The organism is Pseudomonas asiatica, from assembly GCF_040214835.1.
Classification (GTDB): Bacteria; Pseudomonadota; Gammaproteobacteria; order Pseudomonadales; family Pseudomonadaceae; genus Aquipseudomonas; species Aquipseudomonas putida_Z.
The window spans coordinates 5,696,830-5,711,994 of sequence record NZ_CP157874.1; the positions used below are offsets into that span (position 1 = coordinate 5,696,830).

The 15,165-nt window shown below is 62.9% G+C and carries 13 protein-coding genes; 7 read left to right on the forward strand and 6 right to left on the reverse strand.

The window, feature by feature from the left end:
• Nucleotides 1-39: 39 nt before the first annotated feature.
• Nucleotides 40-666, reverse strand: coding sequence for an isochorismate family cysteine hydrolase YcaC (gene ycaC, locus ABNP31_RS25395; protein WP_004375560.1), 627 nt, complete (start codon nt 664-666; stop codon nt 40-42).
• A gap of 73 nt (nt 667-739) precedes the next feature.
• Nucleotides 740-1,102: a helix-turn-helix domain-containing protein gene (locus ABNP31_RS25400; protein ID WP_013974756.1), complete on the reverse strand. Its 363-nt coding sequence runs from the start codon at nt 1,100-1,102 to the stop codon at nt 740-742.
• A gap of 180 nt (nt 1,103-1,282) precedes the next feature.
• Here ABNP31_RS25400 and ABNP31_RS25405 point away from each other — a divergent pair, with 180 nt between their 5' ends.
• From ABNP31_RS25405 to ABNP31_RS25420, 4 genes are all read left to right on the forward strand, one after another.
• Complete coding sequence (locus ABNP31_RS25405; protein WP_085664350.1) at nt 1,283-2,257, forward strand: GlxA family transcriptional regulator; 975 nt, start codon at nt 1,283-1,285, stop codon at nt 2,255-2,257.
• A gap of 242 nt (nt 2,258-2,499) precedes the next feature.
• Complete coding sequence (locus ABNP31_RS25410) at nt 2,500-4,287, forward strand: monovalent cation:proton antiporter-2 (CPA2) family protein (protein ID WP_085664290.1); 1,788 nt, start codon at nt 2,500-2,502, stop codon at nt 4,285-4,287.
• Between the two features lie 496 nt (nt 4,288-4,783).
• Nucleotides 4,784-5,077, forward strand: coding sequence for a hypothetical protein (locus tag ABNP31_RS25415; protein WP_085664289.1), 294 nt, complete (start codon nt 4,784-4,786; stop codon nt 5,075-5,077).
• 125 nt (nt 5,078-5,202) lie between these two features.
• Nucleotides 5,203-6,554 (forward strand): IS3 family transposase gene (locus tag ABNP31_RS25420; protein ID WP_371915777.1). Its coding sequence is split into 2 segments (ribosomal slippage): nt 5,203-5,674 and nt 5,674-6,554, totalling 1,353 coding nucleotides; the frame shifts between segments, so codons are not numbered across the junction.
• Nucleotides 6,555-6,686: 132 nt separating this feature from the next.
• Here ABNP31_RS25420 and ycaC (ABNP31_RS25425) read toward each other — a convergent pair.
• Complete coding sequence (ycaC, locus tag ABNP31_RS25425; protein WP_013974760.1) at nt 6,687-7,316, reverse strand: isochorismate family cysteine hydrolase YcaC; 630 nt, start codon at nt 7,314-7,316, stop codon at nt 6,687-6,689.
• A 280-nt stretch (nt 7,317-7,596) separates the two neighbouring features.
• Here ycaC (ABNP31_RS25425) and ABNP31_RS25430 point away from each other — a divergent pair, with 280 nt between their 5' ends.
• The 3 genes from ABNP31_RS25430 to ABNP31_RS25440 all read left to right on the forward strand — a co-directional run bounded on the left by ABNP31_RS25430 (nt 7,597) and on the right by ABNP31_RS25440 (nt 11,574).
• Complete coding sequence (locus ABNP31_RS25430) at nt 7,597-8,508, forward strand: LysR substrate-binding domain-containing protein (protein WP_025341085.1); 912 nt, start codon at nt 7,597-7,599, stop codon at nt 8,506-8,508.
• A gap of 203 nt (nt 8,509-8,711) precedes the next feature.
• On the forward strand, nt 8,712-9,974 hold the full coding sequence (locus tag ABNP31_RS25435) for an OprD family porin (protein WP_350012871.1): 1,263 nt from the start codon (nt 8,712-8,714) through the stop codon (nt 9,972-9,974).
• Between the two features lies 1 nt (nt 9,975).
• Entirely contained in the window at nt 9,976-11,574 is a 1,599-nt protein-coding gene (locus tag ABNP31_RS25440) for an MFS transporter (RefSeq protein ID WP_238067069.1), read from the forward strand.
• Nucleotides 11,575-11,679: 105 nt separating this feature from the next.
• On the opposite strand, the gene ABNP31_RS25445 is transcribed toward ABNP31_RS25440, so the two are convergent.
• The 3 genes from ABNP31_RS25445 to ABNP31_RS25455 form a co-directional block, all read right to left on the reverse strand.
• The gene (locus tag ABNP31_RS25445) at nt 11,680-13,521 is read right to left on the reverse strand and encodes an amidohydrolase (protein ID WP_238067657.1); all 1,842 of its coding nucleotides are present in this window, start codon (nt 13,519-13,521) and stop codon (nt 11,680-11,682) included.
• 378 nt (nt 13,522-13,899) lie between these two features.
• Nucleotides 13,900-14,718 carry an alpha/beta fold hydrolase gene (locus ABNP31_RS25450; RefSeq protein ID WP_085664284.1) on the reverse strand — a complete coding sequence of 273 codons (819 nt, stop codon included), beginning with the start codon at nt 14,716-14,718 and terminating at the stop codon, nt 13,900-13,902.
• A 39-nt stretch (nt 14,719-14,757) separates the two neighbouring features.
• On the reverse strand, nt 14,758-15,066 hold the full coding sequence (locus tag ABNP31_RS25455; protein WP_085664283.1) for a hypothetical protein: 309 nt from the start codon (nt 15,064-15,066) through the stop codon (nt 14,758-14,760).
• Nucleotides 15,067-15,165: the final 99 nt, after the last annotated feature.

The window sequence follows — 15,165 nt, forward strand, 5'->3', positions numbered from 1 at the left end:
GAGCGGGTTCACCCGCGAAAGGGCCGGTACAGGTTTACATCAACGGGCGCTCAGGGCCGCATAGCTGTTCATCAGGTTGCGGTAGTTGGGAATGCGCTGCGACAGCAGGTTACCCAGCCCTTCGATGTCATTGCGCCAGTCGCGGTGCAGCTCACAGGCCACCGAGAACCAGTTCATCATCTGCGCACCCGCCTGGGTCATGCGCACCCAGGCCGCCTGCTGCACGGTTTCGTTGAAGGTGCCCGAAGCATCGGTCACCACGAACACTTCAAAACCTTCCGCCAGCGCCGACAGGGTCGGGAACGCCACGCACACATCGGTCACCACGCCAGCGATGATCAGCTGCTTGCGGCCAGTGGCCTTGATCGCCTTGACGAAGTCTTCGTTGTCCCAGGCGTTGATCTGGCCAGGGCGGGCAATGTACGGCGCATCCGGGAACATCTCTTTCAGCTCGGGCACCAGCGGGCCGTTCGGGCCTTGCTCGAAGCTGGTGGTGAGGATGGTCGGCAGGCCGAAGAACTTGGCCAGGTCGCCCAGGGCCAGCACGTTGTTCTTGAACTCGTTGGGCGAGAAGTCCTGCACCAGCGAAATCAGGCCGGTCTGGTGGTCGACCAGCAGCACCACGGCGTCGTCTTTGTTCAGGCGCTTGTAATCGGGTTGGCTCATCGGGGTGACTCCTTGGGTTGGGAAAACAGGCCGGCACTGTTCACAAGGGGCTATACCGGCGGATAGGTTCGGCTTAAGGATGGGCCTGCGCCTGGCGCCACGCCTTGGGTGGCTGGCCGACCAGGCGGCTGAAGGCGCGGGTGAAATGGGCCTGGTCGCAGAAGCCGCATTCCAGGCTCACGTGGGTGATCGGCGCCTCGGTGGCGAGCAGACGCTTGGCCTTTTCCATGCGTGCCAGCAGGCGCCACGCCTGGGGCGAGAGGCCGGTGTTGACCTTGAACGCACGCGAGAAGTGGCTGCGGGTGAGGTTGCATAACCCGGCGATTTCGATGATCGACAACGGGCTGTGCAACATCAGTTCCTTGGCCCGGCGCAAGCGCGCCGGCGTCAGTGCGCCGGGGGTTTGCAGCGGCGCTTGGGGCGTCCCGGGGTGCATGGCGGCTCTCCTGTTCAATGCAGAAAGTCTCGCCTCCGGCACATGACAAAGTCCTGAGCCAAACCTGAATTGTTGTTAATTGCGCGCTGCTGGCCCTGACGGTTTTGCCGATACCTTAAGATGCGTTTCGTATTCAGCTTCGGGCCGCTGGTGGCGGCCGGCATTCAAGGCAAAAGAGCGATGCAGGAAAAACCCGCCCACCGCACCGTGGCCATGGTGTTGTTCAATGATGTGTTGTTGCTGGATGTCACCGGTCCCATGGATGCCTTCGCCATAGCCAACCGGTTCTTGCCTGCAGAGCGGCAATACCGGTTGCTGACCCTGGCCGAGGGGCAAGCGGCGGTGCGCGGCTCATGCGGGCTGAAAGTGATGGCCGACCTGCGTCTGGAGGACTTGCCGGAAGCCGTCGACCTGTTGCTGGTGCCAGGCGGCCCGGGCGCCTATGACGTCGCCCTGCCAGGCATCGAGCGCTGGCTGCCCCAGGCCGTGCGCCGGGCCAAACGCTTTGGTGCAATATGCACCGGGGTATTCCTTCTGGGCCGGGCCGGGCTGCTGGACGGCTATCGCTGTACCACCCACTGGAACTACGTGGAGCGCCTGGCACAAGCGTTCCCCGAGGCGAAGGTCGAGACAGAGCAGATCTACGTGATCGACCGTTGCCTGATTACCTCAGGCGGCATCACCGCTGGCATCGACCTGGCACTGGCGGTGGTGGCCGAAGACCACGGCAAGGCGCTGGCCCTGGAAGTGGCCAAGGTGCTGCTGGTCGCCCGCCATCGCCAGGGTGGGCAAACGCCTTACGGGCCACTGCTGGCGGCTGTGCCGCGGGATGATTCGCCGATTGCACGGGTGCAGGCGTATATCGTCGACCATATCGAGCAAGCCTTCACCGTGCAGAAGATGGCCGACCTGGTGGCCATGAGCGGGCGCAACTTCGCCCGCACCTTTCAACGCGAGGTGGGCATCACGCCGCTGCAATACTTGCAGAACGCACGCATCGACCGCGCGCGCAAGCTGCTGGAAGACACCGACCTGCCGTTGAAGGTAGTGGCGGCGCAGTGCGGGTTTGGCAGTGACCGGCATTTGCGCAAGGTGTTCTGCGAGCGGATTGGCATGACGCCGGCGCAGTATCGGGCGCAGTTTGGTGGCAGTTGAGTATGCAGATTTCCTGTGCCGGCCTCTTCGCGGGTGAACCCGCTCCCACAGGTGTTGCGCAGGCTTGAAGACACCGCTGTACCTGTGGGAGCGGGTTCACCCGCGAAGAGGCCAGCACGATTGTCACCTGATTCAGGACAATGTGTCTTCCTCACAGCAGATTGTCTGGCACTCCCACATTCCCCAGAATTGTCCGCCAAACTGATCTAACGCTGCCCCGGCAGCTCATGGAGTACGAGCCAATGCCACACGAAGGCAGCCTTCTGCAAACCGCGGTGATCTTCCTGCTCGCCGCTGTCCTCGCCGTCCCCCTGGCCAAGCGCCTGCACCTGGGGGCCGTGCTCGGTTACCTGCTCGCCGGCGTGATCATCGGCCCGCAGGCGCTGGGCCTGATCCGCGATACCGAAAGCGTGGCGCACATTTCCGAGCTGGGCGTGGTCCTGCTGCTGTTCATCATCGGCCTCGAGCTTTCGCCCAAGCGCCTGTGGCTGATGCGCAAGTCCGTATTCGGCGTCGGCACCGCCCAGGTGCTGCTGACCGGTGCGCTGATCGGCGCCATCGCCCTGTTCGGCTTCAGCCAGACGCTACCGGCGGCCATCGTGCTCGGCCTGGGCCTGGCGCTGTCGTCCACCGCCCTTGGCCTGCAGAGCCTGGCCGAAAGCAAGCAGCTCAACGCCCCGCACGGCCGCCTGGCGTTCGCCATCCTGCTGTTCCAGGACATCGCCGCCATCCCACTGATCGCATTGGTTCCACTGCTGGCCGCCAGTGGCCCGGACACCAGCCACGGCGACAGCCTGGAGCATGGCCTGAAGGTATTCGCCAGCATCGCCGTGGTCATCGTCGGTGGCCGCTACCTGCTGCGCCCGGTGTTCCGCACCGTGGCCCGCACCGGCCTGCCGGAAGTGTCCACCGCCACCGCGCTGCTGGTTGTGATCGGCACGGCCTGGCTGATGGAAGAAGCCGGCATTTCCATGGCCCTGGGTGCCTTCCTCGCCGGCCTGCTGCTGGCCGACTCGGAATACCGCCACGAGCTGGAATCGCAGATCGAACCGTTCAAGGGCCTGCTGCTGGGGCTGTTCTTCATCAGCGTCGGCATGGGCGCCAACCTGCGCCTGCTGATTGAAATGCCTTTGGTGGTGCTGGGCCTGACCCTGCTGCTGGTGGCCGTGAAGCTGGTACTGCTGATCGGCGTCGGGCGCCTGGCCGGTGGCCTGAACAGCGCCAGCGCCCTGCGCCTGGGCATGGTGCTGGCTGCCGGTGGCGAATTTGCCTTCGTGGTGTTCAAGCTGGGCAAGGACCAAGGCTTGTTCGACACCCAGACCTACGACCTGCTGCTGATGACCATCACCCTGTCGATGGCCATTACCCCGCTGCTGATGATTGGCTGCGCCCACGCCCTCAAGCGCCCGCAACCTGTGCGTGAGGTGCCGGAGCATTACAAGCAGATCCAGGCTGACACGCCACGGGTGGTGATCGTCGGCATGGGCCGCATGGGCCAGATCGTCGCGCGCATCCTGCGGGCACAGAAGATTCCGTTCATTGCCCTGGAAACCTCGGTGGACACCATCGAGATGACCCGTATGTTCGAACAGGTACCCGTGTTCTACGGCGACCCGCTGCGCCCCGAGGTGCTGCATGCCGCCAAGGTGGGCGAGGCGGAATACTTCATCATCACCATCGATGACCCGGAAGCTGCCATTCACACGGCGGAACGGGTGAAACGCCTGTACCCGCACCTGAAAGTGCTGGCCCGCGCGCGTAACCGCCAGCATGTGCACAAGTTGGCGGATGTCGGCGCCGAGCCGATTCGCGAGACGTTCTACTCCAGCCTGGAGATGACCCGCCGGGCATTGGTGGGGTTGGGGTTGAGCGAGGCGCAGGCGGCGGACCGGATTGCGCGGTTTACCCAGCATGACGAAGAGGTGCTGGTGGCCCAGGGGCAGGTGCGTGATGACCGGGCCAAGGTGATGCAGACGGCCAAGGAGGCCCGGGCGGAGTTGGAGCGGTTGTTTGATTCGGATGCGGATTGAGGGTTTCGAGCGCATGGCTGTAGAGATGTAGCGGCCTTGAGATCGAGCGCCGCCCGCGCGGCGCTCGGTCTCATAGGCGCCAGAAATCTATCGTCAGGCACCTGGAGGCCATTCTGCAACCTCCCGACGGTCACCTCCCTGCCATTACGCGGATACCAAAAAACCATCAAAAAATCGTCCGTCTCAGCAAGGTCCTACCTCCTAGCGAACCATTTCCTACGTTAATGCTGACCCTGACGAATTATCCTACGCACCGTGTCGACGCCCGTCTGATTGTCCGGGGAAAGCCTGCTCTCTAGGCTTGCCGGGTCGCTGTCGGTTCAGCGATCGGGTGTGGAAACCCGTCTCGGTTTGAGGTTCTGTCGTCAATGGCAGTTGTGCGCGGGAGGCCGTATGGCCTACCGGGTTGCCTCTCACCGGTTTTCCACCCCGCGTACAACTGCCACCCTTCGCGTGGAAACGGATGGTTGCAGTACAACCTAGAGAGCTTACTGCAATGAAAAAGATTGTCCCCAATCCACCTCTTCCCGACACCAAAGAGCGCGCTTTCAGCCGCTGCGATGCCGGCCATCCACCTTTGTTCACAGTAAACCCGGGCGTCTCTGCCCACGACGCCCTGGTGCATATCGCCCAGTACCTGCGCGGCGCCTACGACTGTGGCTACAAAGCCCTGGAACACCTGGATGAAACCGGCAAGAGCCTGTTCTGGAGCAACCTGAATGCAGTCGAAATGGCAGAAGGGTTGGTTGAGGCATTGTTGGATGGGATTGAGTCGCAGCCCATGAATTGATGTTGTCCTTGCTGGCCTCTTCGCGGGTGAACCCGCTCCCACAAGGATCACCACAGGAGCTGAAACTGTGCAGTACCTGGACTGCCCCCAAGAAGTTGGACACCAATCCAACCCTTGGGGGATCTATGGGTAAATACACAGAGCAGTTCAAGCTCACGGCTATCACCGCTTACCTAGAGGGCAGCCGGGGCTTTCGCAAGGTGGCACAACACTTTGGCATCGATTTCAGCCTGCTTCGGCGCTGGGTTGCTGGCTACCAAGTCGATGCCAGCCTCAGCCCTCGCTCGCATGGTCGCCGCTACACCGAGGAATTCAAGCGGCGGGTGCTCAAGTACATGCTTGAGCATCGCCTGTCCCTGCGCCAAACAGCGGCGCACTTTGACCTTGGACAGTCCTCACAGATAGGCATTTGGCTGCGGCAGCACTACAGTGGCAGTCCTGTAGCCACTCTCGCCAAACAAAGAAAATCAGCCGTGCCGAAGAAAATTAAGCCCATCAAGCCGACAGACACCAATGACGCAGAGAAATCTCGTGAGCAGTTGTTGAGCGAGCTCGAGTATCTGCGCATGGAGAATGATGTCCTAAAGGAGTTAAAGGCTCTGCGAGAGGAGAAGGAGCGAACACGGACGAAAAAGCCCTGATCGTCTGCAAATTCAGACATAAATATCCGCTGCCCGACCTCTTGCAGATGGTGGGGTTGGCACGCAGTACCTTTTATTACCAGGTCAAGTGCCAGCAAAAGCCGGACAGGCACGCCTCGCTCAAGGAGTTGGTGCAGCGTGTCTATCACGAGGAGAAAGGGCTGTATGGCTACCGCCGCATTGCCCTTGCCATCAGGAATCAGGGGACCTTGGTCAACAAGAAGGTCATTGAACGGTTGATGGCTGAGCTTGGTTTGCAGTCCGTTGTACGCCCGAAGAAGTATCGATCCTATCGCGGCATTGTCGGCAAGGTGGCAATGAATTTGCTGGAGCGTAATTTCGTCGCGCAACGCCCCAACCAGAAGTGGGTGACCGATGTCACTGAGTTCAAAGTGGCCCAACAAAAGCTCTACCTGTCGCCCGTGATGGACTTGTACAACGGTGAGATCATCGCCTATGAAACAGCTTGCCGGCCTACCTATGGCTTGGTCGGGAACATGCTGGAAAAGGCGCTCGATGGGTTGGGTGAAAAGCCCAAGCTAGTGATCCACTCAGACCAGGGATGGCATTACCAGCAGCCCCAATACCGCCATAAGCTCGCAGCGCACGGTGTGAAGCAGAGCATGTCTCGCAAGGGTAATTGTCTGGATAATGCAGCGATGGAAAGCTTCTTCGGCACACTGAAGTCAGAGTTCTTCTACCTGAAGCGCTTTGAAAGCGTCGAACAGCTGAAGGCGGGCCTGGAGGAGTACATCCATTACTACAACCATGACCGCATCAGGCTGAAACTCAATGGCCTGAGCCCTGTCAGCTACAGGACTCAGGCCACGGGCTAAAACTGTCCAACTTTTCGGGGGCAGTCCATACCTGTGGGAGCGGGTTTACCCGCGAAAGGGCCAGCGCAGCAAACAAAAAAGGCCAGCTCCCTACAGAGGAAGCCGGCCTTTTTGCATTCAACTAACGGACTGTTACTTACCCGCAGTCAGCGCGTTGTAGCTGGTAATCAGGTTGCGATAATCCGGAATGTGGTTGGAGCAGAGCGCCGCCAGCCCTTCGATGTCGTTGCGCCAGTCGCGGTGCAGCTCACAGGCCACGCCGAACCAGGTCATCATTTGCGCGCCTGCGCGGCTCATGCGGTCATGGGCAGCATCGCGGGTCATTTCGTTGAAGGTGCCGGAAGCATCAGTCACCACGAACACTTCGAACTCCTCTTCCAGGGCCGACAGCGCCGGGAACGCTACACAGACCTCAGTCACCACTCCGGCGATGATCAGCTGCTTCTTGCCCGTGGCCTTCACCGCCTTGACGAAGTCTTCGTTGTCCCAGGCGTTGATCTGGCCTGGGCGGGCGATGTAGGGGGCGTCCGGGAACAGGGCTTTCAGCTCTGGTACCAGCGGGCCGTTGGGGCCTTGTTCGAAGCTGGTGGTGAGAATGGTCGGCAGGTTGAAGAACTTGGCCAGGTCGGCCAAGGCCAGCACGTTGTTCTTGAACTTGTCCGGCTCGATGTCACGGACCAGGGACAGCAGGCCAGCCTGGTGGTCGACCAGCAGGACAGCGGCGTCGTCTTTGTTCAGGCGGTTGTAGGTGAATTTGCTCATGGTCCGTGCTCCTAAGGGTTATGAATTTTTCAGCATTCGGGGGTGTTTCGCGTTGATGGGCACAGATTAAAATCATCACCTTTGTGGCGGTAGATAGCAGAATTTGGCTTTAGCGTTCCGTTTTATGAACGATAGATTCGTAGGGGCTGTGCCGGCCTCTTCGCGGGTAAACCCGCTCCCACAGGGATGGCGCCGGGCTTGAGCCCTGTGCAGTACCTGTGGGAGCGGGTTTACCCGCGAAAGGGCCGGCACAGGCAACCAAGTACCCGGAGACCGATCATTGGAAGACCTCAACTCCCTCTACTACTTCACCCAGGTAGTCGAACACGGCGGCTTCGCCCCGGCTGGCCGGGCGCTGGACATGCCCAAGTCCAAGCTAAGCCGGCGCATTGCCGATCTCGAAGACCGCCTGGGCGTGCGCCTGCTGCACCGCACCAGCCGCCATTGTTCGCTCACCGAGATCGGCCAGGCCTACTACAACCGCTGCCTGGCCATGCGCGTGGAGGCCGAGGGCGCGGCGGAGATCATCGAGCGCAACCGCAGCGAACCGCGTGGCCTGGTGCGTATCAGTTGCCCGACCACCCTGCTCAATTCCTGGGTCGGGCCGATGCTGACCCGCTACATGCTCAAGTACCCGCAGGTGGAGCTGTTCATCGAGAGCACCAACCGCCGCGTCGACCTGCTGCACGAGGGCTTCGATATTGCCCTGCGGGTGCGCTTTCCGCCGCTGGAGAACACCGACATGGTGATGAAGGTACTGAGCAACAGTACCCAGTGCCTGGTCGGCCAGCCGCAGTACCTGGAGCAGTTGCCCAAGGGCTTCGACCCGCAGCTGCTCGGCACGCTGCCGAGCCTGCATTGGGGCAGCGCCCAGCGTGAGTACCAATGGGAGCTGTTCCAGGGTGAGGACAGCAGCCACAGCATCGTCATCCCGCACACACCGCGCATGGTGACGGACGACCTGTTCGCCCTGCGCCATTTCGTGGTGGCCGGGGTGGGTATTGCGCACCTGCCACGGGTGGCGGTGCGTGAAGACCTGGCGGCGGGGCGGCTGGTGGAGTTGTTGCCGGAATGGCACCCGCGTTGCGGCATCGTGCATGCGATCTTCCCGTCGCGGCGGGGGTTGCTGCCGTCGGTGCGGGCGCTGATCGATCATCTGGCCGAGGAGTTTGCGATCAGCGACATGGCTTGAGTTCTGGGTTGGCTGTACGGGCCTCTTCGCGGGCTCGCCCGCTCCCACAGGTATTGCACAGGGTTCAGAGCCTGCGGTGAATCTGTGGGAGCGGGCGAGCCCGCGAAGAGGCCGGCACAGGCAAAACCAGCCAGAGCACACACATACAAGACCCCTGGCCTATCCTTCATCCACATTCCCGGATCATCCCTCCCGGAGCCCCCATGATCCGCGCCACTCACGGACCAGGCCGCGCCCTGTTCGCCACCCTCGCCCTGTGCCCGGCGCTCAGCCAGGCCGAAGAGCCCGGCTGGTCGCTGCTCAGCCGCAACTATTTCCTGCACAGCGACTTCCGCTCGCCCTCCGGCAGTGGCCAGAACTACCGCCAGGAATGGGCTCAGGGCTTCATTGGCGAAATCCGCTCCGGCTTCACCGAGGGCACACTCGGCGTCGGCATCGATGCCCATGGTTTTCTCGGCCTCAAGCTGGACGGCGGCCGCGGCCATGCCGGCACCGGCCTGCTGCCGCGCGACAGCGATGGCCGCGCCGAGTCCGACTACTCCAGCGCCGGCGCTGCACTCAAGCTGCGGATGGGCAACACCCAACTGCGCTACGGCGAAATGACCGTGGAAACCCCTGTGTTCGACACCAGCGACAAACGCCTGCACCCGGAGTACGCCACCGGCTGGTTGCTGGACAACACCGACCTGCCCGACTGGCGCCTGCAGGCCGGGCACTTCACCGCCTTCAACAACCAGGACAACAGCTCCAGCCATGATGACTTCAGCGGCTACGGCGCTACCACCGACAACCGTGCCATCAGCCTGGCCGGCGCCGCGTTCGCACCCGACGGGCCATTTGGTGGCGCACTGTACGCAGGCCAGTTGGAGGACACCTGGCGCCAGGCCTACCTCAACCTGAACCTGGCCGAGGGCAACTGGCGCCTGGACGGCAACCTGTACAAGACCCGCGACACCGGCAATGCCAGTGCCGGGGCAATCGACACCCTCGCCTACAGCCTGCTGGCCAGGTACAGCTTTGGCGCCCAGGCGCTGAGCCTGGCCTACCAGAAGGTCGAGGGCGATACCCCGTTCGACTTCGTCGGCGGCGACTCCATCTACCTGGCCAACTCGATCAAGTACGCCGACTTCAACGGCCCCGGCGAGCGCTCGTGGCAACTGCGCTACGACCTCGACTTCGCCACCCTCGGCGCCCCCGGCCTGAGCCTGATGGGCCGCTACGTCAGCGGCCGTGGCATCGACGGCAGCCATGCCCCGGCAGGCGGCGCCTATGTGGGCCTGTACGGCGACGGCGGCAAGCACTGGGAGCGCGACATCGACCTGAAATACGTGGTGCAGTCGGGCGCCGCCAAGGACCTGAGCCTGTCGTTTTCCCACGTCAGCCACCGCGCCAACCAGGCCCAGGCCGGCGATGACATCGACCGGATCTACCTGATCATCGAATACCCACTCAAAGGCAGCTTCTGACATGAGCACGACCCCTTCAGGCGCCTGGAGCCCATTGCGCAACGCCACCTTCCGCATGCTGTGGATCGCCACCATCGCGTCCAACATCGGCACCTGGATGCATGAGGTGGGCGCCGGCTGGCTGATGACCACGCTGTCGGCCAGCCCGTTGCATGTGGCCCTGATCCAGGTAGCCGGCTCGCTACCGATGTTCTTCCTCGCCCTACCGGCCGGCGCGGCGGCGGATATCGTCGACAAGCGCCGCTACCTGTTGCTGGTGCAACTGTGGATGTCTTCGGTGGCCGTGGTGCTGGCGGCCCTGACCCTGCTCGGGCTGATGAACGTCACCCTGCTGCTGGTGCTTACCCTGGCGCTGGGCATCGGCACGGCACTGATGATGCCGGCCTGGAGCGCGCTGACACCGGAGCTGGTGGGCAAGGACGACTTGGCCAACGCGGTGGCGCTTTCCAGTGTCGGTATCAATGTGTCGCGCGCCATCGGCCCGGCTTTGGCGGGCGTGGTGGTGAGCATGGTCGGCCCGTGGCTGACCTTCGCCCTGAATGCCATCTCGTTCGCCGGGGTGATTTTGGTGCTGTTCCTGTGGAAGCGCGAGGTGAAGGAGCCGCTGCTGCCGGCCGAGCGCTTCGTTGGCGCCATGCGCACCGGGCTGCGTTTCGCGCGCAGTGCCAAGCCCTTGCAGGCGGTGATATTGCGCGCCTTGGCATTCTTTTTCTGCGCCAGCGCCGGCACCTCGCTGCTGCCGTTGATCGTGCGTGGCGAGATGCATGGCACCGCCGCCGATTTCGGCCTGCTGCTGGCGGCCATCGGCATTGGCGCGGTGGCCGGCGCCACCTTGCTGCCACGCCTGCGCGAACGCATCAGCCGCGACCGCCTGGTGCTGCTGGCCAGCCTGCTGTATGCCCTGTTCCTGCTGGCCCTGGCGCTGGTGCGCAACTTCTATGTGCTGCTGCCGGCAATGCTGCTCAGCGGCGCGGCGTGGATTGCCGTGCTGTCCAACCTGCAGGTGGCGGCGCAGACCTCGGTGCCAGCCTGGGTACGGGCGCGGGCGCTGTCGGTGTACATCCTGATCTTCTTTGGTGCCATGGCCGGTGGCGGGTTGCTGTGGGGCACGCTGGCCAGCCATGCAACCATCACCTTGAGCCTGCTGCTGGCCGCAGGAGGCCTGGCACTGGGCACGCTGCTGACCTGCAAGGTGACGCTGCCGGAAACCGCAGCCGAGGAGCTGACGCCGTCACTGCATTGGCCGGTGCCGCTGCTGAGCGACGACATGGACAAGGAAAGCGGGCCGGTGATGGTCACCGTTGAGTACCACATCGACCCGGCCAAGGCCGAGGCGTTCCAGCAGGCAGCGCGGGAGCTGGAGGCGATGCGCAAGCGCAATGGCGCGTTGTCGTGGGGGTTGATGCGCGACAGTGCGGACCCGGCGTTGTGGCTGGAGTTCTTCTTCGAGGAATCGTGGCTGGAGCATTTGAGGCATCACCACCGGGTAACCCGGGGTGAGCTGAAGATCGAGGCCAGGGTGCGGATGCTGCAGACCGATGGGGTGGAAGTTAAGATTCGGCATCTGTTGGCTGGAGCTGAGCACAAGGCTCACCATTGATGCTGGCCTTTCCGGCCTCTTCGCGGGCTCGCCCGCGAAGGGGCCAGCACAGAAGGAACAAAAAAGGGGGCCAATAACTGGCCCCCCTTTTCACATCAGCTCAGCTTAGAAAGCAAAGCACGAACAACCCAACGCCCCCCAGAAGCCCTGGAAGTCATTCACCGGCACATTCGAATGCCGTGCCTTCTCATGGCTGTGCGCATGCACCCCGCAAGGCCCGACACACTGGTGCGCCACCGCTGCCAGCGATGGCGTGCCCACGCGCCAGTGGCCCGGCACCTTGGTCACCGGCGACCACTCCGGCAGCACCGGCACCAGGGGCGGGCCGAGCTTGTCGAATTCCGCCGCGCCATACACCACCTTACCGTCGACCACCGTCAGCACCGACTCGATGCCCTTGATCGCCTCTTCATCGACACTGAAGAAGTCCAGCGACAGCGCCGCCAGGTCGGCCAGCTGGCCCACCTTGATCTGGCCTTTCTTGCCCTGCTCGCTGGAGAACCAGGCGCTGCCCTGGGTGAACAGCTGCAGCGCGGTGTCACGGCTGAGGCCTTCCGGGTACAGTTCCATGCCACCGACGGTCTTGCCGCTGACCAGCCAGTACAGCGAAGTCCACGGGTTGTAGCTGGACACGCGAGTGGCGTCGGTACCGGCGCCCACCGGCACGCCCATGTCGAGCATGCGCTTGATTGGCGGGGTCTGCTCGGCAGCCTTGGCACCGTAGCGGTCGACAAAATACTCACCCTGGAAGGCCATGCGGTCCTGGATGGCAATACCGCCGCCCAGCGCACGCACACGCTCGATGTTCTGCGGGGTGATGGTTTCGGCGTGGTCGAAGAACCACGGCAGGCCATTGAACGGGATTTCGCGGTTGACCTTCTCGAACACGTCGAGCATGCGCGTGATCGATTCGTTGTAGGTGGCATGCAGGCGGAACGGCCAGCGCTGCTCGACCAGGTGGCGTACCACCGGCTCCAGCTCTTGTTCCATGGTTTGCGGCAGGTCCGGGCGCGGTTCGAGGAAGTCCTCGAAGTCGGCGGCGGAGAACACCAGCATCTCGCCGGCGCCATTGTGGCGCAGGAAGTCGGTACCGCTGTGCAGCTTCACGCTGGAGGTCCACTTGCGGAAGTCGTCCAGCTCTTCCTTGGGCTTCTGGGTGAACAGGTTGTAGGCAATGCGCACAGTCAGCTGGTTGTTGTCGGCCAGCTCCTGGATCACCTGATAGTCGTCCGGGTAGTTCTGGTAGCCACCACCGGCATCGATGGCGCTGGTCAGGCCCAGGCGGTTGAGCTCGCGCATGAACTGGCGGGTGGAGTTGACCTGGTATTCCAGCGGCAGCTTCGGCCCCTTGGCCAGGGTGGCGTAGAGGATCATCGCGTTGGGGCGGGCGATGAGCATGCCGGTCGGGTTGCCGAACTTGTCACGCTGGATCTCGCCGCCCGGCGGGTTGGGCGTGTCCTTGGTGTAGCCGACGGCCTTGAGCGCGGCGCGGTTGAGCAGTGCGCGGTCATACAGGTGCAGCAGGAATACCGGGGTGTCAGGTGCGGCCTGGTTGATTTCCTCCAGGGTGGGCATGCGCTTTTCGGCGAACTGGAACTCGTTCCAGCCACCGACAACGCGCACCCACTGCGGGGTCGGCGTACGCGCAGCCTGGTCCTTGAGCATGCGCAGGGCATCGGCCACCGAAGGCACGCCTTCCCAGCGCAGTTCCAGGTTGTAGTTCAGGCCACCACGGATCAGGTGCAGGTGCGAGTCGTTCAGGCCGGGGATGACCGTGCGCTGCTTGAGGTCGATGATCTGCGTGGTGGCGCCCTTGTGGGCCATGGCTTCGGCGTCGTTGCCCACGGCGATGAAACGGCCATCCTTGATGGCGACGGCGGTCGCGGTGGGCTTTTCACGATCAACGGTGTGCAGTTTGCCGTTGAACAGAATCAGATCGGCGGTCATGGAACCTCCTTGGGTGGATGCGTGAGCGGAACCGGCGGAACCGGTAAAAGGCAATGCGGACCAGAGCGCGCCGGCGGCACCGAGCACGGTACTGGTGGCGAGGAACTGGCGACGGGTCTTGTCGTTGCGGTCCTGGGACATGGTGTTCTCCGTCTGGGTGCGGCAGCGGGCAGGCGCAACTGCGGAGCATGCCGGTTGGTGTAGGGGCAAGGCTTGGATGGATGTGCGGTGGGTTGTTGAAGGTTAGCCCTGTTCAGCATTTGTGCTGCCTGGGCTGGCCTCTTCGCGGGTGAACCCGCTCCCACAGGGACACCACAGGCCTGGAAGACTGTGATATCCCCTGTGGGAGCGGGTTTACCCGCGAATGCCCCAGCACAGTTACTTCTGAAGGAACGCCAGCAAGTCTTGATTGAGTTGCTGTGCATGAGTCACCGCAAACCCGTGCGGCGCCCCCGCGTACACCTTCAGCTCAGCCCCGCGAATCAGCTCCGCCGCCCGCTTACCGGTACTCTCGAACGGCACGATCTGGTCGTCGTCACCGTGGATCACCAGGGTCGGCACATCGATCTTGGCCATATCCGGACGGAAGTCGGTTTCGGAAAACGCCGTCACACAATCCAAAGTGCCCTTGATCGATGCCATCAGCGCAATGTTCAGGGTCTGGGTCTGCACACCCTGGGACACCTGCTGCCCATGGTTGATGCCATAGAACGGCGCGGCGAAATCGGCGATGAACTGCGCCCGGTCGGCACGCAGGCCGGCGCGGATACCCTCGAACACCGACAGGTCGACACCTTCAGGGTTGTCGTCACGCTTGCCGAACACCGGCGTCACCGCGCCCAGCAGCACTAGCCCGGCCACACGCTCGCTGCCGTGGCGGGCGACGTAGCGGCTGACGTCGCCGCCACCCATCGAGAAGCCCACCAAGGTCACATCGCGCAGGTCGAGGTGTTCGATCAGCTGGGCGATGTCATCGGCGAAGGTGTCGTAGTCGTAGCCGCTCCATGGCTGGCTCGAACGGCCGAAACCACGGCGGTCGAAGGCGATGGCGCGGTAGCCGCGGCTGGCCAGGAATTCCATCTGCGAATCCCACATGTCGGCATCCAGTGGCCAGCCGTGGCTGAACAGCACAGGTTTGCCGCTGCCCCAGTCCTTGAAGTAGATCGAAGTGCCATCGCGGGTAACGAACGTGCTCATGTCGGTATCTCCTTGAAAATGTCGAGGTAAAGGCCTGGCTCAGCCACGCAGCCAGTTGGCGCAGCGGCGGGTTACCCAAGGCATGATGTAGAACACCACGGGCAGGATGACGAACACATTGACGATCAGGTTGCCGGCAATCACACCGCCCAGCTGCGGGAAGCGTGCAAACAGCGGTGCCAGCAGTTGCGGAATGATCATGGTCATCGGGCAGATCACCAGGTAGGTCAGCAGCGCCTGTTTCCAGCGCGGCGGTTGCGCTGCCGTGGTGCCCGGGGTGCTATCAAGAACCTGGTGTTGCAGGCATACGGTTACCACTTCGCGGTTGTCTTGGAGTGCGGTGTTCATCAGCGTTCCTTGGGATGAGCTTGCCCGCATCCACTGTGCAACGGCGGACGGGCGCTGGATTGGACAGGTGTGCTGCCTTGCCGGGCACCGACTGGCGGT